Source organism: Alkalihalobacillus trypoxylicola, from assembly GCF_001590785.1.
GTDB lineage: Bacteria > Bacillota > Bacilli > Bacillales > Bacillaceae_D > Alkalihalobacillus > Alkalihalobacillus trypoxylicola.
In genome coordinates this window covers 1-26199 of record NZ_LTAO01000038.1, presented here as the reverse complement: position 1 = coordinate 26199, position 26199 = coordinate 1, and the positions used below count along the sequence as shown (strand labels likewise).

Genomic DNA, 26199 nt, shown 5'->3' with positions numbered 1-26199 from the left:
TAGGTTAAAATAAACCCGAATTTTTTACAATTCGGGTTTTATGGTTCTTATTTTAAATTTTCCATTGGAACGAAGTCCATATCTTTAAATGTATAGTTCTCACCAGCCATTGCCCAGATAAATGTATAATTTTTTGTTCCTACTCCAGAGTGAATCGACCACGGAGGAGAAATAATTGCTTGTTCGTTTTTAACAACAAGGTGGCGTGTTTCAGTTGGCTCACCCATAAAATGGAATACTCTTGAATCTTCATCCATATCAAAATATAGATATACTTCGTTACGTCTATCATGGATATGCGCTGGCATCGTGTTCCACATGTTATTAGGCTCTAATAATGTCATACCCATCATTAATTGACAGCTTTGAATACCATTTTGATGAATATACTTATAAATCGTACGTTTATTAGATGTTGCATCTTCTCCTAAGCGCTCAGGCTCTGCATCAGCAATTGGTAATACTTTCGTTGGGTACTCTTTATGAGCTAGAGCTGATACAAAATAAAACTTAGCAGGATTTGAAGAGTCTTCACTTTCAAAGGTTACATTTTCTTTTCCTAAGCCAATATATAAACAATCTCGCTTGTTAAGATCATACACTTCACCTTCTACTGTAACCTTACCTTTAGGACCGATGTTTACAATACCAATCTCGCGTCTTTCAAGGAAATACTCAGTTCTTAAGAAGTCACCAGCATCAAGCTTAATCGCGTTAGTTGTAGGAATCACTCCACCTACTACCGTACGGTCATAATGGGTATAAACCATTTTAATTTCGCCTTCAACAAAAAGTGATTCAATTAGAAAATCATTTCTCACTCTTTCTGTCGTATAATTCTTAAAATCTGTTGGGTTTGTTGTATATCTATTTTCCATTTTTTATTCTCCTCTCGAATTTAAATGTCTATTAATCTATTTTTCCGTTTTTTTTAAAGCTTATGAGCTCATCCAACCGCCATCCACACATAAAATATGTCCATTTACATAATTGGACGCATCAGAAGCTAAGAAAACAACTGGTCCTTTTAAATCTTCTGGTGTGCCCCATTCACCTTGAGGAATTCTTGAAGTAATATAATCATAGCGAACTTTATTTGTACGAATTTGTTCTGTATTATCTGTAACCATATAGCCTGGAGCAATAGCGTTAACATTTAATCCTTTACTAGACCATTCATTGGCTAGTGATTTTGTTAAACCTGCTACTGCATGCTTACTCGCTGTATAAGAAGGAACTCTTAGTCCACCTTGGAATGAAAGCATAGAGGCAATATTAATGATTTTACCTGAACCATTCTCAATCATATGCTTACCAATTTCACGACTTAGCTTAAAGACTGAATTTAAATTGACATCGATTACAGCTTTCCAATCATCATCTGAGAAGTCTGCAGCATTCTCTCTACGAATAATACCAGCATTATTGACTAAAATATCAATTCTTCCAGCTTCTTTAACCGCTTTCTCAACAAGCGCACTAGCAGCTCCATCCTCAGATAAATCTACTTGAATTTCATAAAATTTTTGACCTAAAGCTTCTACTTTTTGTTTTGTTTCTGACATTTCACTAATACCAGCACCAATAATATCAGCGCCTGCTTCAGCTAAACCAAGCACCATACCTTGTCCTAAACCTCTACTAGCTCCTGTTACTAAAGCTACTTTTCCCTTTAACGAAAAAGATGAATTCATTCGAACATCCTCCTCAATTACTCTAAATTGTTCATTTAGGTTCGTTATAGTTTGATTATAGCATCACTATGTTCGAATCGCAAATTTAATTACGCTTACACCGACACAATCGTCAATGCAATTTCCTGTTGTTTTAACAACTGAACCATTTTCTCTTCAATTAAATGATCCGTTATAATTTCGTCTATTTCAGCTAAAGAAGCAAACTGAATTAATCCAACCTTTTCAAACTTCGTAGCATCCGTTAATAATGTCACTTCATCGGCTATTTGTATAATTTGCTTTTTCCAGTCAGCATGAAGATGATTTAAAACCGTTAACCCATGCTCCATTGAAATCCCTGTTGTCCCGAAGAACACATGATTCACTCTTATTTTTTGGAGCATTGCCGTTGCCTCTGCTCCAATTAAAGAAGGAGACTTTCCAATTCTTGTCCCGCCTAATACCATTAACTGAATCTTTTCTTTTTCTAATAATGTATAAGCAATTTTAATATCATTCGTAATGACTGTAAGAGGGATATCACCCATTAAATGAGCTAGTGCTTCTGTTGTACTTCCTCCATCTAATAAAACCGTTTGATAGGGTTGAATTTTGGCCTTCGCTTTTTGAGCAATCGCTTCTTTGATAATCGCTTTTCCGGATTGTCTTTCTTCGATTGGAACAATGCGTGTACCTTTATCAGCAAGTACTGCACCACCATGAATTCGTTTTAGGAGCCCGTTTTTCTCCAACGCTTCTAAATCAATACGTATTGTTTTCTCTGTTACCCCTAGTTCTTTACTTAACTCTGAGACTTTCACAACCTGATTCTGCTCTAATAGTGCCAAAATCATTTCATATCTTTTTACTGAAAGCATAACCTTCCTCCAGACACTTACTCCATCTTTTCTTATACTTATTATCGAACAAAAATGAACAAAAGTAAACTTAGCTCTCTAATTTTTATTTTCTTTCACCATCATTCGATATCGATAAGGAGTATGACCAGTTATTTTTTTAAAGCTGTTAATAAAATTACTGCAGTGTCGATAACCTAATTCTCTCGAAATAGCCTCAACACTTTTAGATGTATCCTTTAATAGGTTTTTTGCCATTTTTACACGTAAATGGACCAGATAGTTTTTAAAAGAAATCCCATTAATCTTTTGAAACATCCGACTGAAATAAGCTTCACTTAGATGAAATTCCTGAGCTATACCCTCTAAAGAAATCGTCTTATAATCGGATTGCTCTAATCGAATCTTTAGCTCGTTCATCTTTTGTATAAGATGATAATTTTCAGAATAGCCTTTTTCTTGGTAATGAATATGTCTTTTAATTAGTAGTAAAAGCTGCAAATGAATCGTCTGACAAATTTCTTCATATTCATACTTCTTGTCTCTTGCTTCTTTAAAAAGCTTATGGAATAAATCCTCTAAAACCAGTTGATACTGAATCGTGAAGGAAACCTTTTTTGTGGTAGATAAGACCGAATGAACGTCGATGATATTACCAAAAGAGTTTAACCAATCGCTTGAAAAGTTAATGACAAATCTTTCACAAAAAAATTCATCCGTGCTTACTGTGCGATGTCTATCATTTGGTTGAATACACCATAAATCTCCTTTTTTCGCTTCATTTTTAATACCATTTATATAGAAAATTCGACTCCCATTTAATATATAAAACATTTCATAGGATGAATGATAATGATCAGTTCTCATAGAAGAGAAGCGTTTTTCTTTTAAATATTGAATGGAAAACCTCTCATCTTTTATTTCATATTTCTCATATTGATTGGTTTGAACCATGTACAATCCTCCTCTTTTTGAACGTTTTCTCATTATTATACGGTATAATTAGTCATCAAAACATAACTTTTAATGAATTATAGCTTTTATACTAATCTCATAAACTAAAATGAGGTGATGTAATGAGAACGTTTTCAAATCCGATTTTACCTGGCTTCTATCCCGATCCATCTATATGTAGAGTAGGCGAAGATTATTATTTAGTCACTTCCACCTTTGAATATTTTCCAGGAGTTCCTATTTTTCATAGCAGAGATTTAATTAATTGGAAGCAGATTGGTCATGTTTTGGATCGACCTTCTCAATTAAACTTAGATGGAACTCCATCATCTAAGGGAATTTATGCTCCAACCATTCGATATCATAACGGTATTTTTTACATGATTACAACATTTGTTGTGAGTCAGACTGGTGCGAGGAAAAATTTTTATGTGACGGCCGAAAAACCCGAGGGACCATGGTCCGAACCGAATTGGTTAAAGGATGCCCCTGGGATTGATCCATCTCTCTTTTTTGATGACGATGGAAAGGTTTATTACACAGGGAACCGACAGCCACCAGAAGGTCAAAAGCATGCTAAGCATATGGAAATTTGGTTACAAGAGCTTAATTTAGAGGAAAAACAGCTAGTTGGTCCTAAATTTAGTATTTGGGACGGCGCCTTGCAAGTTGCTCATGCACAAGAATCCCCCCATTTATACAAAAAGGATGGTTATTATTACTTGATCATCGCAGAGGGTGGCACAGGGCATACTCATGCAGTAACTATTGCTAGAAGTCCAAGCATTTCGGGTCCATATGAGGGTAATAAAATGAATCCTATTCTGACACACAGACATTTAGGAAGAAATGAGCCCATTGTAAATGTAGGCCATGCCGATATCGTTCAAACACAGAATGATGAATGGTGGATGGTTGCCTTAGCTTCAAGACCTTATGGAGGTTACTACCGAAACCTGGGAAGAGAGTCGTTTTTGGTACCTTTTATTTGGGAGGATGGATGGCCGATTGTCAATCCAGGGGTCGGAAAGATAGAAAGCGAAATGAAACGTCCCGAACTACCTGAGTATCGATATCCAGCACAGCCTTATTGTGATCATTTCGACTCTGAAACTTTAGGTTTACAATGGAATTTCATTCGCACACCGCGTGAGGATTTTTACTCCTTACAGGAGCATAAAGGCTTTTTAAGATTATCTTTAAAGAAAGAATCTCTAACAAATGAAGATAACCCTAGTTTTATTGGAAGGCGACAACAGCATTTTAGCTTTTTGGTAGAGACAGCTCTTGAATTCACACCTAGTAATGAACATGAAACAGCCGGTCTTGTCTTGCGTTCAAATGAAGATTTTCATTATCTTATAGAATTCAGCAAAAAAGAAGAAAACGAAGTATTGAGATTAACCTCTCAGGAAAATGGTGAAAAAACCATTTTAAAAGAAGTGGTCGTACCGGTTGAAAAACGGAAATATTTAAAGATAGAAGCGCTTGAACAGGATTTAACGATTCGCTACTCTTCCTCTACTTCAGATAATTGGCAGGTACTACTAGAAGGTGTTGATGCTCGGCTCATTAGTACGGATGTAGCAGGAGGTTTCACTGGTGCCTATATTGGTATGTATAGCTCGAGTAATGGGAAGCACAGTAAAAATTATGCTGATTTCGATTACTTTACCTATCAGCCACTCACCTAAATAATCAAAATATGATAAAATAAGTAGAATTTATACTCTTATTTTATCATTTAATGAGGTGGGTTAATGTCATTAGATTCATATCAAATTATTGATGCAAAAATAGAAGATTTAAATCGAATCGTAGAGATTTATAACTCAACGATTTCAAGTAGAATGGTAACAGCTGATTTAAATCCGGTAGATGTAAAAAGTAAAGAACCATGGTTTTTAGAGCACAATTCTACTTCAAGACCACTTTGGGTGGTAAAAGATCAAGATTATATTTGTGGATGGCTAAGCTTTCAGTCTTTTTATGGACGACCCGCCTATAACAAAACAGCTGAAATTAGTATTTATTTAGATCCCAGCTATCGAGGTAAAGGGTTAGGGAAAGAATTACTTGAATATGCGATATGTGCGTGTCCAAAATTAGGAATCAAAACGATACTAGGGTTTATTTTTGGCCACAATCTACCGAGCTTACATTTATTTCAGCAATTCCAATTCGAAAAATGGGCTCACTTTCCAAAGGTTGCTGAATTAGACGGCGTCGAGCGTGATTTAATCATTCTTGGTAAAAGAGTAGAGAAATAAATTCCTTAAACAAGTATAAAATTTAACAGGAGGTCGGGACAAAACTCACGAATAAATGATTCCATACTTCTAGGTCCTCGACTGTCCGCTCCCCTAAGACACTTCGCGTCCGGTGGGGTGACGCCGAACTAACTTTTTTTAAAAGTGGATTTCGGCATGGCCACTACTTCCCACTGGAGTCTCCGTGTCTTGTGTCCGCTAGCTTACGTGTTTCATAGGGAATCTATCCTTAAAAGAACCCTCCTTTTTTGAAAAAAGGAGGGTTCCTAATTCGTTATTGATCTTTGTCATCATTACACATTTTCCCTATATTCTCTAATGTGATGTTTTTAACGAGGTTTTGTCCCAGCCCCAAATCATTGTCTGTTTGCCTTTATTAAACACTCTTTCAAATTTCTCCACATGGTGTGGATAATCTAAAAACAGGTTTTTTCCGTTGAAACCCATTATTACGATAAATGATTTTGATTTTGATTTTTATTCATACAATTAAGCTTTGGCGATTATCGTCTCAATGGTTAGTTCATTAAGCTTTGCTTCAATATCTGCCGAAAGCTCTTGATCCGTTACAAACGTATGCACTGAATGCAAATCCGCTATCTTGGTAAAAGCCTTTACTCCCATCTTACTGCTATCTGCCATTAATACTACATGCTCACTTGATGAAATAACCTTTTGCTTCAATCTTGCTTGATTTTCATTTGAATCACTGAGACCTCTGTCCGTGTGAACTCCTTGGCAAGACAAAAATGCCTTGTTTACATAGTATGTTTCTAATGAGCGCTCAGCTAATGGACCTACAAATGAAAGTGAGTTATGAGTTAAATGACCACCTAATGATATTACCTCTATTTGGTCCTTCTCTGCTAAAGCCATCGTTACCTTAACCGAATTGGTTAATACCGTTAAAGGAAGGTTTGGTAATGAAGAGGCAGTATACCAAGCAGTAGTGCTAGCATCAAGAAAGATTCGTTCTCCCTCATGTATTAAAGCTAGTGCTTCTTTGGCGATTTTTTTCTTCGCCTCTGCATTCATCACTTCTCTAGTTGTGTACGGAACTTCTGTTGGTGTTTGTAAAATAGACACAGCTCCACCGTGACTACGAACTAATCGTTTCATTTTTTCAAGCTTCGCTAAATCTCTTCTGATCGTTTCTTCTGTAACATCGCAAATTTGGCTTAGCTCTGAAACTCTTATACTGCCTCTTTCGTTAACCAAAGTGACAATTCGTTGATAACGTTCTTCTACTAGCATGAAATCCTCACCATTCCATATAATCTTTGCTTATAAACTCATATTTTATGAATTTACGGGATGACCCATCGTTGACATTAGAGCAAGCTCTGATTGAGTTGAATCTAGACGGCTATATTGAACAATAACAGGAATGGAGCTTTCGACTTCAATTGCATAAGGCACTCCAACAGGAATAACCTGACCATTCTTCTCAAGTGCACTTGTTCGAATATGCTTTGTTCTTTTACCTGGTACAAGATAATTCATTTCTTCAATCGGTTCACGATCTTCAAAATAAATCGTAATCTTTAATTCAGCATCCTCTTGGTACGTATTTAATACACAAATGGATTCATGACTTAACAACTCACCCTGACTAATCTCGGGAATATATCCATCAGGAATATACCATAATAAATGTCCTTTTTGAATAGTACTCATGTTATGACCTCCTAAATTTTTGGTTGTTTAATATTCTTCCGTTTATATCTTTGTGCTGTAACTCATAAGATAAATTCACTATATGAATATACACCCTCTCATTAACAACGAGAGGATGTATGTCAAAATCATATCATTAACGAGTAAATGCAGCAGGAACTCCACCATCTACTGTAATCATGCAACCTGTTGTTTTCTCAGATTTAGAAGATGCAAAGAAAGCAATCGAATCTGCGATATCTTCAGGGTAAATATTTACAAGCAATGTCGTACGTTTACGATAGTGCTCATCTAACTGATCAGGCTCGATTCCATAAGCTGCAGCTCTTTCTTCACGCCAGCTTGAACCCCAAATCGCCGATCCTTGTAAGACAGCATCCGGTAAAACAGAGTTTACACGAATTCCATATTGACCGCCCTCTGCTGCAATACATCTCGCTAAATGAGTTTCAAGTGCTTTTACTGAACTATAAGCAGACGCGTTTTTACCAGCATAAACGGAGTTTTTCGAACCTACGAAAACCATACTTCCACCAATAGATTGTTGCTTCATTTGTTTAAAGGCTTCACGTGCTACTAGGAAATATCCTGTTCCTAGAACTTTCATATTTAAATCCCACTCTTTTAATGTGGTTTCTTCAATTGGACTTGAAGTAGCTAACCCTGCATTATTTACAATGATATCTACTCCACCAAAGGCTAATGCAGACTTTGCAAAGGCAGCTTGAACTTGCTCTTCACTCGTAACATCCATTTTAACTGCAATCGCTCGAGTTTCTCCGTACTGCTCATTAATCTCAGCAGCTACTTTTTCAGCACCCTCAAGATTTAAATCAGCGATTACTACATGAGCACCTTCAGATACAAAGCGACGGCAGCTCGCACTTCCAATTCCACCAGCTCCACCAGTAACAAATGCTACTTTACGTGAAAATTCAGCTTCTGCAGGTGCTAATGATAATTTATAAAGCTCTAGTGGCCAGTATTCAATATTATAAGACTCATTTTCGCTAAGTGATACGAAGCTTCCTAAAGCAGTTGAGCCCTTCATTACAGCAATGGCACGGTGGTATAGAGCCCCACTTACATTAGCCATCGTAACGTTCTTTCCAGAGTTCACCATTCCGATTCCTGGGATAAGAATAACGCGAGGAGCTGGTTCAAACATGCTATCTCCTTCGTTTTTGTTACGCTCAAAATATTCCTTATATTCTACTTTAAATTTCTCAATTCCAGCTTTTACACTTTCGATCAATTGTTCAACATCCTTAGTAGCCGGATCCCACTCAATATATAAAGGAACTCGTTTCGTATGAACTAAGTGATCTGGACAAGCCGCTCCCACCTGAGAAAGTACATTAGCATCGTTCGAATTAACGAATTGTAACACATCATCTCCACGGTCATAAGTAAGAAGCATTTTCTTTTCATCACTAACCGCACCACGAATGACAGGTAATACTTTCGCTAAAATATCCTTAGCATCTTCTTCACTTAATGAGTTATACTTTGCTCCACCGAATGCATTTTCTTCAGATACCTTTGCTTCTATATAAGCTTCCGCTTCATTAATAATAGAAATCGTTTTATTATAGCTTTCCTTCGCCGTATCTCCCCAAACTACTAAACCGTGCTTTTCCATCAATACGAGCTCTGCATTAGGGTTGTTTTGTACGCCTTCTGCAATCATTTTTGATAAAGTAAATCCTGGTCTAACATATGGAACCCATACAAAACGATCACCAAATATTTCCTTGGCAATTTCTTGACCGTTATCTGCACAGCAAAGTGAAATAATCGCATCTGGGTGTGTATGGTCTACATGCTTAAATGGTAAAAAAGCATGTAATAATGTTTCAATTGATGCCCGTGGATGCTTGCTATCGATCATACAATGTCCTAAATATTCAACCATTTCCTCATCCGTCATTTCATCACGCTCAAATAATGGACGGATGTGCGTTAAATTCAGACCAGTAAAATTATGAGCCTTCATTGTAGCTAAGTCAGAACCGCTACCCTTTACCCACATAACCTCTACAGCTTCACCTTTGAAATCAACTTCTGTTGTTTTCATCGATGTATTTCCGCCGCCCCAGTTACAAACAGCACGATCTGATCCGATTAAATTCGAACGATATACTAATTCACTTAGTCCACTCTCTAACTTCTCTGCTTTTTGAGAATCCCATAAATTTTGTACCATGATTACCTCCGGATATGTTTGTTTATTTCTGTTTTAAGTTTAACATATGTTTGTTTGTATTTGTATATCTTTTTTAATTTTTGAAATAAAAGTTTTGTAAAGCTTTATTAAGACTCTTAAAAATTCAAAAAACCCTTTTTAGAAAATGATTTAGAACATCACGATATGGTTTTAAAATGAATCAATTTCTTCATTCTTATCTTGAAAACGGAACGATTAGGTTTTTGATTTTCACTTTAGGTAGATGCTTTCCCAAGGGCTTAGCTAACTCTGACTACGCAGAGCTTCGCCAGAGTGGATCTTCAGACTGCGCTGATCCTTTGGGAGTCACTACCTACCGTTTCAATCAAGAAGTTAATTCGCAAACGTTTAAAATATTTTATAAGATACGTTCGGTTTTATTCGTTTATAGAGCAATTATGAAATTCACTCACATAAAAAAAACAAAAAAACTAACCCTTTTTAAAGTTAGCTTAAGTCTTTTATTTTGTTTAATCGAAGCTTATTTCTTCCCAACCTTCAATGGCATTAAAAAAATCAGCTAAATAATCTTCACTTATAATCATGTATTCATGGCGTCCGAGGCTAATGCCTGAATGATGTTCATCACGTCCGTAGATGATTGAATAGCTTTCTCTTCCTGTACTTATTGAAATGTAATATTGAAAATCAAAATCAATAACATAAAAGTCTTTAGGTTTATTCATTTTTATATTAAGTGACTCAAATAGTGTGGTAAATTCCTTTTCTTTTAATTCATAACGATAAAACTCATCGTAGTGTTTATCCAGTATTGTGATACTCCGTATTTCTTGTTCATTAATCATTTCATTTAGCTCTTTATCTAAATAATGATGTTTGTGCGGATCATAGATGACAATAGCAAAAAGTATTCCTACTATAAAAATAATTAATGCTAGTAATCCTCTCTTCACGGCACTCCACATGCAAACAGCTCCCTTTTTTTGAATATTATTCCATTATATAATAGATCTTTGTAAATAAGCATTAAATTCTCAAAAACGAAGGTGAACCATCCGCATGGATAAGTAACTCCACACTTGTTAGATGCTTTGCTGTTCGCTCCCCAGCCGCGTCCAATGGGTGTTTTAAAGTAAATTTAGCATGGCCACTTCCTCCCTCTGGAGTCTTCGTGTCTTGTGTTTGCTAGCTTACGCCTTTCATAGGAAATCTAGAAGTTCAAAAAAACCCTCCATTTTCACAGTAAGGAGGGTTCATGGTTCGTTGTTGATGTTTGAATCTATTTCAAAATTATCTCAGTTTCTCTCATGAGGTCGCATCCCCGCTCAGAAACTCTATTTTTATAGGGACTCTTTCAATATGGCTTTTGACACTCTTAGGTTAGCATAGCTTGCTATCATTGGAGCCATTTGCCTAAAGCCGATATACCCACCTTGTAAGACTTCGCCATATGTCTCACCATCATCCTCCCAATAAAGAATCGGTAATTCATTAATGGAAAATTGGATGATATTTTGATATTTAACCAGCTTCATTTGATAAGGAGCCAGTACATCCTCTACCGGAGGCAAAGGATCTGCCCCTGAAGTGACCAAATGAAAGCCATGGCTTTTTCTTAAATTACACGTTCGAAATGCACGTTCTTCTTCGTATTTATGTCTAAAGTATGATAAATGGTACGTATTCATATCTCCGGAGTGATATTGTGGATAATACCCATCGCGTTTTTCTAATTGAGCATCAAATAAATCTTTCTTGTTTTTTCCTTCAGCAGAAAAAAACATCATACATAACCCTGGCTCTTCTAATGGTAAGAAATCCCACTCTATAATAATATCGTCTGGAAATTTTTGATTACACCAAAGCAACCAATGAGCATGATCTCCATATACGTCAGGATCCTTTACATTTTTTAATAATAGTCGGTTATCTAAGCTAGAAATATTGACTTCTCCCTCAGAAATCCAATCTTTCACATCATCTACAGATTGCAGAGAATTCTCATATAAGCATTCGCCTTTTTCAAATTGAAGTTTTTTCATTGTTTTCCTCCTTTACATAGAGCTTTTTCCATACCGTTTTAAGATAGCTCATCTCCAATTAATTCTAATGCCACAATTGTATTGAGACACCATTGTGAAATAACGTTAGTTGAAATCCAAGGTATTTCCTCAATCTCTTTCCACGCTTGTACCTTTTGCTGTTTCTTATCTAGCGGAAAACTCATTCCTGTAATCGACTCATCTAATAAATACTTCCAGGCGATTTCGGCAAGCTTTGGATCAGATTTTACAAAAGCTGCATAAGCGACCATTCCTGAGGAAAACATGGGCCAATGGAATACTTGATTTGACAATTCACCGTTCGTTCTCTCTCTTTTTTCTTCATCAGAGAACGTATAAAATTCACCAAATTCCGCAATCATATTTTTCCATTCATCATCCTCTAAAACGTCAGCTAGTTCCATCCATACTTGCGGAGCACCAAAGGAAATAACCATGTGATAAGAAGCTGACCCATCATTAAAGGCTAAAAGCTCACCACTCTCTGGGTCATACCCTAACGTTGGACCAGATAAGAGCTTTCGTGGCATTTTTTTCAGAGCTTCTATTCCTTTTATAATTTTTTGCTGGTAGGTTTTATTTTCTGTCCGTTCCCACTCTGATAACCAATTTGATACAAACGCAGACCAATCTGGACCTATTCTTGCATGTGTAGGAAAACTTTCGTCTTTATCATAAAATTCACGCATAGGATCTAAATTTAGAAGAGCAAAATCAGCATCCTTAACATCCGATATAACGTCTAAAGTCCGTTCGTCCGTCGTTAAGAAATAATAAAATTTATGCAGGCCTGCCATACTTATTCGAGCTTCTTTACAACCACAGCCCCAGTGCTTGACATTATGCCTTGAGCCAAGACCTTTATATTCGCCTAAATGATATTGGTCGACTTCACTCGTATGTCTTGTCATTTCTTCTGCTAATTTAAATACATCTGCTCGTCCAGTACGTAAAAATGAATACCATAACCACATATTTGGAACTAATTCTGTATTTTGCCAAGCAAAGCCACCTACGTCATATCTCCATTGATGTCTATGAGGATCATACGTATGCATCACATCTCCATAATCCCAAAAACCATACCATTTTCTTTGTTCTATTTCTGATTGATAAAAGGTAAAAGAATCATCTAAATGTTGCTCTAATTGAGCTTTTAATGGGTTGTTTCTATCAGGAAGACTCCACTTTCCAAAAACCTTTGTTTCATAATAATATTCCGGCTCACATGTTAAAAGAGTCGTTTGCTGCCACTGTATGGCTAAATTCGTTAGCTCTTGATTGCTCGGACTATTAGAAAACAGCTGCAAATAGCACTCATTTGTATTCGCTATTCCAGTTGGAGTCGCCCTCCATTCATCAAAGCCCTCATAAGAACTTAGAACATGAGTGTCATCATCATAATGCCTTAAATCCATAGCCTCTGTTTCAGAAGACCAAAACCATAAGGTAAAGTCTGATTCTTCTTCATTCAAACCAGCGATTTCGAGAGTGGAAGGATGCTTTTGCCAAAAATTCTTTAACCCGAAAGCTACCCCACCCTGTTCTCCACCTAAATAGGCAAGCCCTAAAGAGCGTGAACCGTGAGTCATGTCAACCCAGGCATGATTACGATCTGTTCTTTTACTCATCTTAAAATGGTCGGCACTATCTTGAATTAACTTAAAGTCATTCCATACCGCATGATCACTTACATGCTCTATTAAATCCTGGTCTTCTACTTCATCAAATACAATCTTCTTACCTTCTAATTGCTCTGGATAATACCCTTTTCCATCTGGGTATCTACGTGTTAAAAGTAATTGAGCAGGCTCAGTATAGACTGCCTGGTCTCCACCAAAACGAATATGACGATTCCAAGGCTTTCCCTTTAAACTTGTTTTAAAGGTAATCCCAAGACCTTTAATAAAATCTACGTTTGGATTACCATCATAAATAAAGGTATGTACCATCTTTATAGTATCTAATGATTGATGAAAATACAGTCTTAATACAAAAGGTAGCTTCTCACTATTGGTATTTTCACACTTATGCATTCCCGTTACCTTCACTACCGCTCGAACTGAATTCACTTGTTCAACCTCGACCGTTTCTACTATACTAGTAAATGTCTCATATTGAACCTGCTTTTTTTCCTCATTTCGATATTCAAATAACGCGAGCAGCTTACCTGATTGTGTTAGTGGAATGCCGTCTTTTTTTATTGAATGTATGACCGTCTCACCTTGCTTCTCAATCACACATTCTAATGAATGACTTTGAATTTTTATAAAAGAGTTCTCTTCTTCTATTTTAATAATGGAAGATTTTTCAGTTTCATGGCTCAGTGGTGTTAACTTAAACGACTCTTCTTTTGGATCAGTTATGACCGCAGAATGGCCTGTCCACTTTACACTACCATCAGGCCAAAAGGCCATTGGCCATGATTCTACTTCAATATCATTGCTCCCCTTTAATTGGAACGTAGTATTTTTTTCAAGCTCTCCTCTTTTCCATGGAACTCCAAATGAAACACCTACTGGGGTATGAGCTGGTGATTCTAACCAATTTAATTTCATCTTTAGTCACTCCTTTGTATGTTTCGTATCTAACCATACAAATGATAACGCTTACGAGCAATAACACTTTTTTGCTCTCTACTAAAAAAAAGCTTTAAACCCTCTAAAGAATAAGGATTTAAAGCCTTTTTGATATTTTTCTTATTACGACCCTTAAATGATTTTAGATAAAAATAATTTCGTTCTTTCGTGTTTAGGATTGTCAAATAATTCAGAGGGAGTTCCCGTTTCGACGATTTCACCTTCATCAAAAAGAACAATTCGATCGGCAACTTCTCTGGCAAAGCCCATTTCATGAGTCACAACAATCATCGTCATTCCTGTATGACATAGTTCTTTCATTACGTCTAGCACCTCTTTTACCATTTCTGGATCAAGAGCAGATGTAGGCTCGTCAAACAGCATAATTTTAGGCTGCATGGCTAGCGCCCGGGCAATCGCTACCCTTTGTTGCTGACCACCTGAAAGCTGCCCTGGGAATTTGTGTAATTGCTCTGGTATTCCAACACGTTCTAATAAGCCTAATGCGATTTCCTCCGCTTTTTTCTTCGGCCATTTTCTTACCCAAATCGGTGATAACGTAATGTTTTTCATAATCGTTAAATGAGGGAAGAGATTAAAGGATTGAAAAACCATTCCTGTTTCCATTCGAATCGCTTCTCGTTTCTTAATATCATCCGTTAATTCCATTCCATCTACTTCAATAGAGCCTTCTTGAATTTCTTCTAAACCATTTATCGTACGAATAAACGTCGATTTCCCAGAGCCAGAAGGTCCGAGTACACAGACAATCTCGCCTCTTTTTATTGAAATATCAACATTTTTTAAAACATGTAAATCATTGCTATACCATTTATTGACCCCAGCACATTTAATAATATCTTCTCTTTCTTCTAAAGGAATCGTAGGGTCAAAATCTTCAACTGCTAATTTCATGAAAATCCTCCTTAAGAGTGACTTGTTTTTAAAGATTTCTCAATTTGTTTGCTTGTAATGGACATAAGATAGCAGAATAACCAAAACACAAAAGCAACAAATACATAAATTTCTTTCTGAGTACCTAAAAATTCAGGGTTTGCCATCACGGCACGACCAATTCCTAATAAATCAACCACACCTACAATAGCGACTAGTGTTGTATCTTTAAAAATAGAAATGGATTGTCCGACCATAGACGGAACCGTCACTCGAAGTGCTTGAGGTAATATAATAAACGCCGTTCTCTTCCAAACATTTAACCCTAGAGCATCTGCAGCTTCATATTGACTTTTAGGAATAGATTGCAATCCACCCCTGACATTCTCTGCGATATAAGCCGCATTAAATAATGTGACGGCTATCGTTACTCTTAAAATACTATCAATGGTAATTCCAGCAGGTAAAAACAGTGGAATGACGAGCATAGCAACTATTAATAGTGAAATTAAAGGAACTCCTCTTATTAATTCAATATAAAATATACAAACGGATCGAATCACAGGTAATTTACTAGCTCTGCCGAGCGCTAACAGTACCCCTAATGGAAACGAAAAGACAATCGCACTAGAGGCAATAATAATGTTTAAGGTAAAGCCTCCCCAAGCATTCGTTTTAACTGTAGGTAAAATTCCAAAGCCATTTAAGAAAAAAATCACGACCGGGTATAATAATAACCAACCTACTATAGAAAACTTCTTTAATGAAGGAAAGCGTCTCCCAATAAGCATTCCCATAAATAATGTTGCAATTGCTCCAACAAGCCATCCCTTCGATCCGATTGTAATAAAAGGTAAGACTACATGTAGAGCGACTAAAGCAGCAATAAAATAAAAGACAACCTTTAAAATATTATTCCTGTACAGTCCATAGGAAAGTCCTAACAAGAACATTAAAACTAATAGACTAACCCAAGCTCTCCATAAATGAGCTACTGGGTATTGTCCAATAATTAAAAGTTTAAAATTAGCTGATATAACGGACCAATTGGCACCAACCCCCCAAGTGATTACACCTGTTAATACAGAAACGATTACAACAAGTGAGAGGACCGTTAATAAAGTATTAAACCAGCTATTAAATAAATTTAGCTTTAGCCATTGAATGAAATTAGGCTTATTTTTCAGACTAACGCCTGGACCTTTCGTTAGTTTAGGTTCCATGTCCTCACCTCTCTACAATTCTTGTGTAATGGTTAAATATATTCATGATTAACGATGTGATTAAACTTAGGGTTAAGTAAACGAGCATCCATATAATAATGATTTCTAACACCTTTCCTGCTTGGTTCATAATCGTATTACCGACTGCTAATATTTCAAAATAACCAACGGCAATCGCCAAACTAGAGTTCTTCGTTAAACCTAAATATTGGCTAGTCACAGGAGGAATAATCATACGGATTGCCTGCGGAAAAGTGACAAACCTTAATACCTTTCCACTATTTAATCCTAGAGCACTTGCAGCTTCGATCTGTCCTTTAGGAACAGCCAAAATACCACCTCTTACGATTTCCGCAATATATGTGGCTGTATAAAAAACTAACCCGCATAAAATCGCGGCAAATTCTGGGTTAATTCGATTACCTCCACTAAAGCCTACTCCCTCTAACGACGGAACCGATACGGACCAAGGACCTTCTCCTGTTACAACCCCTGCAATCACACATGCTAGTACAAAAATCGCCATTCCTGATAAAAGGGGATAAGTCCGTTTGCCCGAAGCAATTTGTTTTCGTAACAAAATAGTACGCCCGACAAGACCAAGTACAACTCCACCAATTAATAAGATGAGCCAGACCATGCTTCCATTCCATTCTAACCACGGAAATGCAAAGCCACGATTCGAAAAGTAAAAGACACCAAAAACGGATTCTACTTCTTGTATTCTTGGAAGTGTTAAGAAGAACGCAAAATACCAAAAAAAGATTTGAACGAGCACGGGTGTATTTCTAAAAATTTCAACATAGGCACCAGATAATACTCTTACTAGCCAGTTTGAGGATAATCTTGCCACACCAACTAATACTCCAATAATGGTCGTTAAAATAATTCCGATAAAAGCCACTCGCATTGTATTCATAAAACCTGCTAATAATGCACGAAAATAACTGTCTGCAGGTGTATATTCGATAATTATATCTGAAATAGCAAAAGAAGCGGTTGATGATAGAAAACTAAATCCAAAGCTAAGACCTGCTCGATTTAAGCCTTGAATGGCATTATTAATAAAATATGCAGAAACTAAAAATAAGACGATAAGAAAGACGATTTGCCAAAAAACCCTAATAAATTTTCGGTTTCTCCATAAAGGTACACTGGCTTCTATTTTTCCATTAGCCACGAATTTACCTCCCTTAATTCATTGATGACCTATTATTTATAAGAAAAGAGCCTGCTATTAAAAGAGCAGACTCTATCCAATTACATTATCTAAATGGTGGAGAATACAAAATTCCTCCATCTGTATAAAGTGCATTCAAACCACGCTCTAAATTAAACGGACTATCGGCTCCGATATTACGGTCAAATATTTCACCATAATTTCCTACCTGTTTCACTATTTGATAAGCAAAGTCATCTGGTAAGCCTAATTGTTGACCTAACCCTTCCTCGACTCCTAAGAACCTTTGAATATCCGGATTCTCACTATCCAAAAATTCATCGATATTATCAGAAGTCATTCCGAATTCTTCCGCTTGAATGGTAGCCATTACAGACCAATACATCACCTCAAAAAATCTTGTGTCTCCATCTAATACGGAAGGCCCTAAAGGCTCTTTAGATAAAACTTCTGGTAAAATAATATGATTATCTGGGTCAGCTAATACTTCAAACGCAGATACTAATCCAGATTGGTCCGTCGTCCATGCATCAACTGTACCTGATTCATAGGCAGCTATTAAGCTATCTCTATCAGGAAACAGTAAAGGTTCAAAATCAATACTACGAGCTCTCATTTGATCGGTTAAATTCAGCTCTGTTGTTGTTCCCTGCTCCACACCAATTCTCGCACCTTGTAAATCTTCTAATGAGCTTATACCTGAATCAGCTGGAACCATCATCCCTTGACCATCATAGAATGTCGTAGGGCCAAAAGCTAAACCTACATCAACATCTCTCGTCAATGTCCAAGTCGTATTTCGAATCAGCACGTCTACCTCACCTGTCTGTAGAGCTGTAAAACGCTCTTGAGCTGATAGAGGACGAAATTCAACGGCATCCTTATCACCGAAAATAGCGGCGGCAATCACTTGTCCAAACTCTACATCAAATCCCTCTTCTTCACCTGATGAACCTACATATCCGAAACCAGGTAATGTATTATTTGAACCAATCACAATATAATCTCTTGCTAAAACTTCATCTAGCTTTCCTCCACCTGAGGTTGATTCCGTTGGCGCATCATCTGTCGGCTCTTCATCATCTGTTGGTTCCGTAGAGGTGTCTTCTCCAGAGCAAGCTATCATGATTAATGTTAATAGAGTAATGAATCCTAACAAAATACTTTTTCGCACGTGTTAATTCCCCCTCTTTCTTTTTTGGTTAACCTTCACTACTAGTTATAACGAAAACAAATGGAAAAAACATGGATATTGTAAGATTATTTGACTTAATATTATGAATTCATTGAATTTTAAACGTCTATCAGCTCCTTTTTTGAGGGCTCCCAGCCTTATTCGATTTACGGCAAATAATCTTACGATACCTACATAACTGAGTTATAGAAACCCTTTCAAAGTTTCATTTTTTTTCACATTTACATGATATGATAGAAATGCAGTGAAAATGAATACAAGTTTAAAGGAGTTCACAATGAACACGAGAAATATCATGTTAATTTTATCTTTCATCTTCATTTTGTTCCTTAGTTCTTGCTCACAGCAAGAGTTCGAAGCTCCCCTTCTGGACGAGCCTTATTTATTGGTTTCTCACGTAAAAGAACCTGCGTTTTCTTATATTAATTTAAACACTCACGAAAAAATAGGTTCATTTAAGCAGCCATATCCTTTAACTAATTTGATTTCTTTAGCTCCTCACGAGCTATTAGCAACTAGTCAGCAACACAATGCTATTCTACATTATGACTTATTGGCTGGAACGATTGAGCCTGTCCTTACTATTAATAAAGGATTAACAGATTTAGTTTATAATGAAATCAAAAACCAGCTCTATGTAACTGATATTCAAAATAATGTCATTCATATTATTAATGCTTTAAATTATTCAGTAGAGGAAACGATAGAAGTTGGACAATCCCCTACAGAACTTTCTCTCGATCAAGATAACCAATTATTATATGTTTTAAATTTAAACAGTCATTCATTAGTCATCATTGACTTAGAGAATATGAGTATTAAACATGAGTTCGATGTAATCGATAGACCCTCTGGGCTTTTTATAAAAAATAATTTAGTTTGGGTTGGTGGTCATGGCCCTTATGGTGATCTAAATCGTCATATCTATGGTTATGACATAGCTACCGGAGAATTAATAGAAAAAATTGAAGTAGGTTTAATGCCGATTGCTATGTACGGAGATGAACAAGAAGATTTTATTTATATTCTTTGCCACGGAGACCATATTTTGACTAAAATAGATACGACTACGAACACATTGATTAACACGGTAAGCGTTGGGCAAAACCCCAATTATTTAACAAGTAATAATCGCTCTATTTATGTAACAAACTTAGATAGTAATACCGTTTCAATCATTGATAAAAATACCTTTACCGTTGAAACGATTACCGTACAAGAAGGGCCACTTGGAATGATTTTGGAGGATAGAAATGACGGATAAAAAAAGTATTTTATTAATAGATGATGAAGAAGCTCTACAAAACCTAGTTGCTACTTATTTATTCAAAGAAGGCTATCATGTGATGACTGCTTTAAAAGGAGAAACAGGTATTGAGCTCTATAAAAAGAATCAAAGAGACATTTCATTAATTTTACTTGATTTGATGCTTGAAGATTTAGATGGCTTTACGATCTGTCAACAAATTAGAAGTTTTTCTTCGGTCCCCATTATTATGCTAACCGCTAGAGCCAATGAAGAGGACCGAGTTAAAGGGCTAAAGCTAGGCGCAGATGACTATGTGGTTAAGCCCTTTAGTCCACGAGAGTTAATGGCGAGAATTGAAGCTCAACTTCGTCGTTCTAATCAATTTTCAAGTTGGAACCAATCGATACACCATAAAGGTCTAGGAATTGATGAACAAGGTCGAAAAGTTTTTATTGATTCGACTACGATTAACGTTACCCGAAAAGAGTTTGACTTACTTCATTTTTTGATGAAAAATCGTGGTCAGGTATTTTCTCGAGAACAACTTCATGAGCAATTATGGGGAATGGATTCAGATATCGGAACATTACGGACAGTTGATACCCATATAAAAACGTTAAGGCTAAAATTGAAGGGTTACGGAGATTGTATTAAAACCGTCTGGGGAGTCGGTTATAAATTTGAGGGATCTTAATGAAAAATTGGTCAATACAAAAAAAGCTATGGCTATCTACTAGCATCATTATCGTTGCGGTTACTCTCATTTTTTCTTTTCTTATTTATTTTCTTTATGAAAATTTATATATAGATAAGCAAATAGAATTTCTACAAAACCAGGGAGAACAACTAACACAATTATACGACGAGGAAGGAGAAAGCTCATCCTTTTTAGCTCAAATTGAATTTCAAAGGCAATTGAATGAACCGCTAGGGGTGACAACTATTTTCACGAATGATCCGATGCTTCTAAGCAGTGGAAGTCCTTTTGACCCCTTAAATACGGAGGAACTTATTACCTTTGAAGAACGACAAAAGCTTTTAGATGGTGAGATCGTTACACTAATACGTTCTCATCCTCATTTTCATCAAGATATTTTAGGGATGGCCTTTCCAATTATAGAAGATAATCATTTGTCAGGAGCGCTTTTTTTATCCATGACATTATCTGATATTTATGAACCTTTTCAGGAAATCCAATTTTATTTATTGGTCTCTATTTTATCCATCCTTCTTATCATTACTTTGACCATTTATCGAGCAGGGCATAGTATCACAAAACCTTTGTTTAAAATGAAGGCACTAAGCTCAAAAATGGCTAAAGGTGATTTTAGTCAACGAATCTCTGAAAAAGAAAGTGTGAAGGAATTTAACGATTTAGCCCGTTCCTTTAATCAACTATCCCATTCCTTAGAGTTAGTAGAGAAGAAAAGAAATGAATTTTTGGCTAATGTTTCACATGAACTAAGAACACCGTTAAGTTATATGAAGGGCTATATTGAAGCCTTACAAGAAGGGCTCTTTGAAAAAGAAAAGGGGCTTGAGATTATAGAAAAAGAATCCAAGAGACTGGAGAGAATCGTTCATGATCTTCTAGACTTAGCCCAGCTTGAGGGAGAATCCTATCCTATTCACAAAGAGCCGATTGCCTTTTCTCAGTTAATTATCGATGTTACATCCTCCTTCGAATTAGTATTAAAAAAGAAGCAAATCACCCTACTACAGCAATTAGATGACGACATGATTATTTTTGGTGATTTCGACCGTTTAGAACAAGTGGTTCGTAACCTTTTGGATAATGCGATCCAGTACTCTGAATCAAATAAAAAAGTGAGAATCAAGCTTTTCCAAAGTAATGGTCATGCCCAGCTTCTGATTGAGGATGAAGGAGTCGGTATCCCACCTGAAGACTTATCCTCGATAACAGAACGATTTTATAGAGTTCAAAAAGGAAGAACACGAAAAGCAGGTGGCACTGGTTTAGGGCTCGCTATCGTTTCTCAAATTGTAAAACGACATTCTGGTGAGCTTGTTATCGATTCGCAATTACAAAAAGGAACAATCGTCACCATTTCATTACCTTTAGATTCAAGTCATGAGATTGAATAGTGATGGCAGAGATTGAAGATAAAAGTGGAAGAGGCTGTGACACCATTAAGAACCATGCTTAGAAATCAGATATTGGTAAGGTACCTTCGTTTCTAATCTGCACAGCCTTTGCCTCCTTTCTTGACAGCCGCCAATAAGAGAATTGTAATATAAGCTGTTTCCCAATAGGATTCGGGGCCAACCTATCTTCCAAACGAATGAAAAATTCAGCGCTTCGGTCGTTCTATATCTTTTTTGTCTTAATACATTTTTTTAATAGTAAGTGTCTGTATTTTAAGGACATTCACCTTATTATTTTTCTATTACTAGCGTGATTTTGAACGTTTTGTAAACTTTAATAAACTTCACTTTCTTTTCACAAATACTTGATAAAGTGTTAAAAGATAAGAATTACATAGTGTTGAAGGAGGATATTCATTGAAGAAATTGTTTTTTGTTATCTTATTATTGAGCTTTTTAGTATGGGCTCCGTCACAAATTTTTGGACATAGTCATTTAGAGTCATCTAATCCAGCAGATGGTGAAGAGCTAACATCACCATTAGAAGAAATTATTCTACAGTTTGATGGTGGGATTGAATCAATTAGCACATTAGATTTATTAGATGAAAACAATGAAGTAGTCGAATTAGATCAAATCGAAGTAGAAGGATCATCGATGGTTGCTATACTTTCTGAACCTATTACTTCTGGTAGTTATATGGTTTCGTGGTCGATTGTTAGTGAAGATACACATGTCTTAGATGGTGAATTTTCTTTTACTGTTAATGCACCACAAGAAGAGGAAGAATTAGATACTTCTGATGAGTCAAATGAAGAAAACATTGCAAACGAAGAAGAAGATATAGATTCTGATGAACTTGAAAATGAGCCATCAACAGAAGAAGAGACAGACACTGATATTGCATCATCTGATGAAAATAGTTCAGGAATTTCAGGAGGACTCGTTTTCATAATCATTTTAGCGCTCATCGTTATGGCTGCTATTACTTTCATTCTTACTAAAAAGAAGAAATAAAGTATGGTTATAGCTAGTAATTTACTTTTATACTTAGGATATTCAATTGCGATGGGGCTAGCTGTAGTTCAGCTTCAAACTCTAACAAATTTAAAGGTTCATTTTAAAAAAACGTTATATTACGGAAGCATGAGTATCATTCCCCTTGCTTCCTTTCTTCCTATTCTCGACCTCTCCAATAGTATGTCAGCGACCTTTGGTCTATCATTTTTAGAGGCGTTCAGGATGATATTAACTACCTTTCAAGTAGGTCATGCTTGGATTTTTATTAGTGTTTTATCAGTTATTTCGATTTCTGTTTCCTTTTTCCAAAAAATGAAAGGAAGAGCTACTATAATTCTTCAAATCATCCTACTTGTGCTAATAGCGTTTTTTATTAGCTGGTCTAGTCACAGTGGGTCCTCTCAAGGACTTTCAGGTATTTTAACTCATATGCTTCACTTTGTGGGATTTGCGATTTGGATAGGTCCATTATTCGTAGTAGCTTGGCTAACACAGCCGATTCATACACTAGAAAAATTCCACAAATGGTTTTCTCCTCTTGCTTTTAGTGGATTTATACTAATAATCATTTCTGGACTTCTTTTAATGAATCAGCTCGTTCCTAGTTATGTCAACAGTTGGACTGGTTCTTATGGTCAATCATTATTGATAAAGCACCTATTATTCATTCCACTCGTTCTATTTGGAATCAGACACGCCTTTTTACTTTCGTGGAATTTATCTAAGCTATCTAATCAACAATATCTAACTTCCTTTAAATTTGAATCTGTCATAGCCCTTGCTATTTTTGCAATTTCTGCTTATATGACAGAACAAGTGCCACCTGCTGAAAGTGATTTATCAGCGGAGCTTTCTCCGCTCTATCTCTTCTTTCAACAAGGAGATATTTTATTTGCCAATAGCATAACGATACACTTTAGCATAACTAGTCTCATTATGCTCCTTCTATCTTTAATTTTAATCTTTAGCTTAGGATGGCTATTAATTAAAAGAAATCATCTTGTGTTAATCTTATTCGGTTCACTCACAGTAATGATCTTAATCTACATTGCATTCATGACTTCTTTAGCGAGTATTTGATTATCTCTAATAAGAAAACTCCAGGCTGGACACTACTCACGAATGAATGATTCAACACATTTTAGGTGCCTGGCTGCTCGCTCCCCCATAACACTTCAGACCGGTGCGTGCTGCCAAATGAACCTTTTTTTTAAAAGTGAAATTCGTCATAATCACTTCATCCACTGGAGTCCTGCTTACGTCCATAGGGAATCTACCCGTTCAAAAACCCTCCTTTTTTTCCATGATATGCTCCCCAATAGGTAGACAGATTAAAAAAATAAATCTGACTACCTACGGGGGAGTATTTTTTATGTCCAAACGATCCTATTCCGCAGAAGAAAGTGATATGCTCCCCAATAGGTAGACAGATTAAAAAAATAAATCTGACTACCTACGGGGGAGTATTTTTTATGTCCAAACGATCCTATTCCGCAGAAGAAAAATATGAAATATTGAAAGCATTAGGAGACCGTTCGTCCCGTGAAGTGGCATCCCTATATAAGGTAACCCATTCCTCCATTTTGGTTTGGAAACACAAATTTGATAAATGGGGGCTAGAAGGGCTAAAGAAGTCTTCAACATGGAAAAAGTATTCAAAGGAACTAAAACTATTGGCCATAAAAGATTATTTGTCTGGCCATTATTCTATACGTGAGATTACGAGAAGGTATGAAATATCAGATGCATCTGTCCTCAGAAAATGGATCAAGAAGTATAATAGTCATAGTGAATTAAAAGATACGTCACAAGGAAGGACAAGAGCTATGACTAAGGGAAGAAAAACGACTTGGAAAGAACGAATACAAATCGTCATTGATTGCTTGGGGAACGGAAAAGATTATCAAGAAGCAGCTCGTATTTATAATGTTTCATACCAACAAGTTTATCATTGGGTTAAGAAGTATGAAGAGGGAGGAGAGGAGGCGCTGAAAGATAGACGTGGTGTAAAAAAAGAAGCAGCTCATCTAACTTCAGAAGAGAGAATAGCCCTACAAATGAAAAAGTTAGAAACAGAAAATGAAAGGTTACGTGCGGAGAATTTATTTCTAAAAAAGTTAGAGGAGATCGAAAGGAGGCGAAAATAAGCCAAATCCGATTTGAAGATAAGTATATCGTGATTCGGGAGCTTCATCAGAAGGAGAATTTAAGCATTCGCTTACTCTGCGAGAGCGCAAAAATCGCACGATCAGCCTACTATAAGTGGCTTAACCGTACCCCTTCCACCCGAGAAAGACAGAATGAAGAAATCATCAAAGAGATGAAAATTCTCCATGATAAAATGGATGGTATCTTCGGCTATCGCCAAATGACGCTTCATATCAATAGGAAATTCGAGGAAAAACTTAATCATAAAAGAATTTACCGGCTAATGGTAGTGGCTGGTTTACGTTCTGTCATTAGAGTTAAGAGGAAGCCATATAGACGTTCTACCCCTCAATATGTAGCAGAAAATCGATTAAATCGGGAATTTACCGCGGGAAAACCAAATGAGAAATGGGTGACCGATGTCACAGAATTGAAGTATGGCCAATCAAAGGCTTATTTAAGTGCGATTCGTGACCTCTATGATGGATCCATTGTAAGCTATGTTTTAGGACATACCAATAATAATCAACTGGTATTCAAGACACTTGACCAAGCAACCGTACTATTAGATGGGGAACATCCGCTTATTCATAGTGATCGGGGGTTCCAGTACACCTCAAAAGGATTTAAACATAAGATAGACGCAGCGAAGATGACGCAAAGCATGTCACGAGTTGGTCGATGTATTGATAATGGGCCAATGGAATCTTTTTTTGGAACACTGAAATGTGAGAAATACTATTTGCATAAATATAAGACATTTGAGGAACTTTCTCTTGCGATAGATGAATATATCCATTTTTATAATCATGATAGATACCAAAAACGATTAAACGGCCTTAGCCCTATGGAATATAGAGCTAAAGCCGCTTAAACATTTTTTATTATTTCCACTGTCTACTTGACAGGGGGCACTTCAC

The 26199-nt window shown here is 36.4% G+C and carries 22 protein-coding genes; 8 read left to right on the top strand and 14 right to left on the bottom strand.

Going from position 1 to position 26199, the window contains the following annotated elements; all coding sequences use genetic code 11:
* Window positions 1-47: 47 nt before the first annotated feature.
* The 4 genes from kduI to AZF04_RS18495 form a co-directional block, all read right to left on the bottom strand.
* On the bottom strand, window positions 48-878 hold the full coding sequence (gene kduI, locus AZF04_RS18510) for a 5-dehydro-4-deoxy-D-glucuronate isomerase (protein ID WP_045482628.1): 831 nt from the start codon (window positions 876-878) through the stop codon (window positions 48-50).
* A 60-nt stretch (window positions 879-938) separates the two neighbouring features.
* Window positions 939-1694 carry a 2-dehydro-3-deoxy-D-gluconate 5-dehydrogenase KduD gene (kduD, locus tag AZF04_RS18505; RefSeq protein WP_061950051.1) on the bottom strand — a complete coding sequence of 252 codons (756 nt, stop codon included), beginning with the start codon at window positions 1692-1694 and terminating at the stop codon, window positions 939-941.
* 95 nt (window positions 1695-1789) lie between these two features.
* Window positions 1790-2554, bottom strand: a complete 765-nt coding sequence (locus tag AZF04_RS18500; RefSeq protein WP_061950050.1) for a DeoR/GlpR family DNA-binding transcription regulator — start codon at window positions 2552-2554, stop codon at window positions 1790-1792.
* A 78-nt stretch (window positions 2555-2632) separates the two neighbouring features.
* Window positions 2633-3487, bottom strand: coding sequence for a helix-turn-helix transcriptional regulator (locus AZF04_RS18495; RefSeq protein WP_061950049.1), 855 nt, complete (start codon window positions 3485-3487; stop codon window positions 2633-2635).
* A 122-nt stretch (window positions 3488-3609) separates the two neighbouring features.
* Here AZF04_RS18495 and AZF04_RS18490 point away from each other — a divergent pair, with 122 nt between their 5' ends.
* On the top strand, window positions 3610-5181 hold the full coding sequence (locus tag AZF04_RS18490) for a glycoside hydrolase family 43 protein (protein WP_061950048.1): 1572 nt from the start codon (window positions 3610-3612) through the stop codon (window positions 5179-5181).
* Window positions 5182-5247: 66 nt separating this feature from the next.
* Window positions 5248-5757, top strand: coding sequence for a GNAT family N-acetyltransferase (locus AZF04_RS18485; RefSeq protein ID WP_045482643.1), 510 nt, complete (start codon window positions 5248-5250; stop codon window positions 5755-5757).
* A gap of 489 nt (window positions 5758-6246) precedes the next feature.
* Here the strand turns inward: AZF04_RS18485 and AZF04_RS18480 are convergent, their stop codons facing one another.
* The 10 genes from AZF04_RS18480 to AZF04_RS18435 all read right to left on the bottom strand — a co-directional run bounded on the left by AZF04_RS18480 (window position 6247) and on the right by AZF04_RS18435 (window position 18735).
* Complete coding sequence (locus AZF04_RS18480) at window positions 6247-7011, bottom strand: DeoR/GlpR family DNA-binding transcription regulator (protein ID WP_061950047.1); 765 nt, start codon at window positions 7009-7011, stop codon at window positions 6247-6249.
* 45 nt (window positions 7012-7056) lie between these two features.
* A complete protein-coding gene (locus tag AZF04_RS18475; protein WP_061950046.1) occupies window positions 7057-7434 on the bottom strand; it encodes a sensory rhodopsin transducer in 378 nt (125 codons plus the stop codon).
* A 136-nt stretch (window positions 7435-7570) separates the two neighbouring features.
* Window positions 7571-9640, bottom strand: coding sequence for a bifunctional aldolase/short-chain dehydrogenase (locus AZF04_RS18470; protein WP_061950045.1), 2070 nt, complete (start codon window positions 9638-9640; stop codon window positions 7571-7573).
* Window positions 9641-10131: 491 nt separating this feature from the next.
* A complete protein-coding gene (locus tag AZF04_RS18465) occupies window positions 10132-10587 on the bottom strand; it encodes an alpha-amylase family protein (RefSeq protein WP_061950044.1) in 456 nt (151 codons plus the stop codon).
* 375 nt (window positions 10588-10962) lie between these two features.
* On the bottom strand, window positions 10963-11664 hold the full coding sequence (locus tag AZF04_RS18460; RefSeq protein ID WP_061950043.1) for a DUF1961 family protein: 702 nt from the start codon (window positions 11662-11664) through the stop codon (window positions 10963-10965).
* Window positions 11665-11702: 38 nt separating this feature from the next.
* Window positions 11703-14243 carry an exo-rhamnogalacturonan lyase family protein gene (locus tag AZF04_RS18455; RefSeq protein WP_061950042.1) on the bottom strand — a complete coding sequence of 847 codons (2541 nt, stop codon included), beginning with the start codon at window positions 14241-14243 and terminating at the stop codon, window positions 11703-11705.
* A 153-nt stretch (window positions 14244-14396) separates the two neighbouring features.
* Window positions 14397-15179: an amino acid ABC transporter ATP-binding protein gene (locus AZF04_RS18450; RefSeq protein WP_045482656.1), complete on the bottom strand. Its 783-nt coding sequence runs from the start codon at window positions 15177-15179 to the stop codon at window positions 14397-14399.
* 11 nt (window positions 15180-15190) lie between these two features.
* Window positions 15191-16381 (bottom strand): amino acid ABC transporter permease, encoded by a 1191-nt coding sequence (locus AZF04_RS18445; protein ID WP_061950041.1) that lies wholly within the window; start codon window positions 16379-16381, stop codon window positions 15191-15193.
* 4 nt (window positions 16382-16385) lie between these two features.
* Entirely contained in the window at window positions 16386-17561 is a 1176-nt protein-coding gene (locus AZF04_RS18440; protein ID WP_061950040.1) for an amino acid ABC transporter permease, read from the bottom strand.
* 85 nt (window positions 17562-17646) lie between these two features.
* Window positions 17647-18735, bottom strand: coding sequence for an amino acid ABC transporter substrate-binding protein (locus tag AZF04_RS18435; protein ID WP_061950039.1), 1089 nt, complete (start codon window positions 18733-18735; stop codon window positions 17647-17649).
* 298 nt (window positions 18736-19033) lie between these two features.
* On the opposite strand from AZF04_RS18435, the gene AZF04_RS18430 reads away from it, so the two are divergent.
* From AZF04_RS18430 to AZF04_RS20820, 6 genes are all read left to right on the top strand, one after another.
* Complete coding sequence (locus AZF04_RS18430; RefSeq protein WP_061950038.1) at window positions 19034-20020, top strand: YncE family protein; 987 nt, start codon at window positions 19034-19036, stop codon at window positions 20018-20020.
* Entirely contained in the window at window positions 20010-20699 is a 690-nt protein-coding gene (locus AZF04_RS18425; protein ID WP_061950037.1) for a response regulator transcription factor, read from the top strand. The genes AZF04_RS18430 and AZF04_RS18425 overlap by 11 nt, the downstream gene beginning before the upstream one ends.
* On the top strand, window positions 20699-22111 hold the full coding sequence (locus AZF04_RS18420; RefSeq protein ID WP_061950036.1) for a HAMP domain-containing sensor histidine kinase: 1413 nt from the start codon (window positions 20699-20701) through the stop codon (window positions 22109-22111). The genes AZF04_RS18425 and AZF04_RS18420 overlap by 1 nt, the downstream gene beginning before the upstream one ends.
* 417 nt (window positions 22112-22528) lie before the next feature.
* Window positions 22529-23128: a copper resistance CopC family protein gene (locus AZF04_RS18415; protein ID WP_061950035.1), complete on the top strand. Its 600-nt coding sequence runs from the start codon at window positions 22529-22531 to the stop codon at window positions 23126-23128.
* A 3-nt stretch (window positions 23129-23131) separates the two neighbouring features.
* Window positions 23132-24211: a copper resistance D family protein gene (locus AZF04_RS18410; protein WP_061950034.1), complete on the top strand. Its 1080-nt coding sequence runs from the start codon at window positions 23132-23134 to the stop codon at window positions 24209-24211.
* Between the two features lie 392 nt (window positions 24212-24603).
* A protein-coding gene (locus tag AZF04_RS20820; RefSeq protein ID WP_153017305.1) for an IS3 family transposase occupies window positions 24604-26153 on the top strand; the annotation gives its coding sequence in 2 pieces (ribosomal slippage) (window positions 24604-25240 and window positions 25240-26153; 1551 coding nt in all).
* Window positions 26154-26199 lie beyond the last annotated feature (46 nt).

Excerpts from the sequence above, each read along its gene's own strand:
- AZF04_RS18495 (WP_061950049.1), bottom strand. The coding sequence starts at position 3,487 with ATGGTTCAAACCAATCAATATGAGAAATATGAAATAAAAGATGAGAGG.
- AZF04_RS18500 (WP_061950050.1), bottom strand. The coding sequence starts at position 2,554 with ATGCTTTCAGTAAAAAGATATGAAATGATTTTGGCACTATTAGAGCAG.
- AZF04_RS18475 (WP_061950046.1), bottom strand. The coding sequence starts at position 7,434 with ATGAGTACTATTCAAAAAGGACATTTATTATGGTATATTCCTGATGGA.
- AZF04_RS18445 (WP_061950041.1), bottom strand. The coding sequence starts at position 16,381 with ATGGAACCTAAACTAACGAAAGGTCCAGGCGTTAGTCTGAAAAATAAG.
- AZF04_RS18490 (WP_061950048.1), top strand. The coding sequence starts at position 3,610 with ATGAGAACGTTTTCAAATCCGATTTTACCTGGCTTCTATCCCGATCCA.
- AZF04_RS18450 (WP_045482656.1), bottom strand. The coding sequence starts at position 15,179 with ATGAAATTAGCAGTTGAAGATTTTGACCCTACGATTCCTTTAGAAGAA.
- kduI (WP_045482628.1), bottom strand. The coding sequence starts at position 878 with ATGGAAAATAGATATACAACAAACCCAACAGATTTTAAGAATTATACG.
- AZF04_RS18470 (WP_061950045.1), bottom strand. The coding sequence starts at position 9,640 with ATGGTACAAAATTTATGGGATTCTCAAAAAGCAGAGAAGTTAGAGAGT.
- kduD (WP_061950051.1), bottom strand. The coding sequence starts at position 1,694 with ATGAATTCATCTTTTTCGTTAAAGGGAAAAGTAGCTTTAGTAACAGGA.
- AZF04_RS18430 (WP_061950038.1), top strand. The coding sequence starts at position 19,034 with ATGAACACGAGAAATATCATGTTAATTTTATCTTTCATCTTCATTTTG.
- AZF04_RS18465 (WP_061950044.1), bottom strand. The coding sequence starts at position 10,587 with ATGTGGAGTGCCGTGAAGAGAGGATTACTAGCATTAATTATTTTTATA.
- AZF04_RS18455 (WP_061950042.1), bottom strand. The coding sequence starts at position 14,243 with ATGAAATTAAATTGGTTAGAATCACCAGCTCATACCCCAGTAGGTGTT.
- AZF04_RS18485 (WP_045482643.1), top strand. The coding sequence starts at position 5,248 with ATGTCATTAGATTCATATCAAATTATTGATGCAAAAATAGAAGATTTA.
- AZF04_RS18425 (WP_061950037.1), top strand. The coding sequence starts at position 20,010 with ATGACGGATAAAAAAAGTATTTTATTAATAGATGATGAAGAAGCTCTA.
- AZF04_RS18460 (WP_061950043.1), bottom strand. The coding sequence starts at position 11,664 with ATGAAAAAACTTCAATTTGAAAAAGGCGAATGCTTATATGAGAATTCT.
- AZF04_RS18420 (WP_061950036.1), top strand. The coding sequence starts at position 20,699 with ATGAAAAATTGGTCAATACAAAAAAAGCTATGGCTATCTACTAGCATC.
- AZF04_RS18480 (WP_061950047.1), bottom strand. The coding sequence starts at position 7,011 with ATGCTAGTAGAAGAACGTTATCAACGAATTGTCACTTTGGTTAACGAA.
- AZF04_RS18410 (WP_061950034.1), top strand. The coding sequence starts at position 23,132 with ATGGTTATAGCTAGTAATTTACTTTTATACTTAGGATATTCAATTGCG.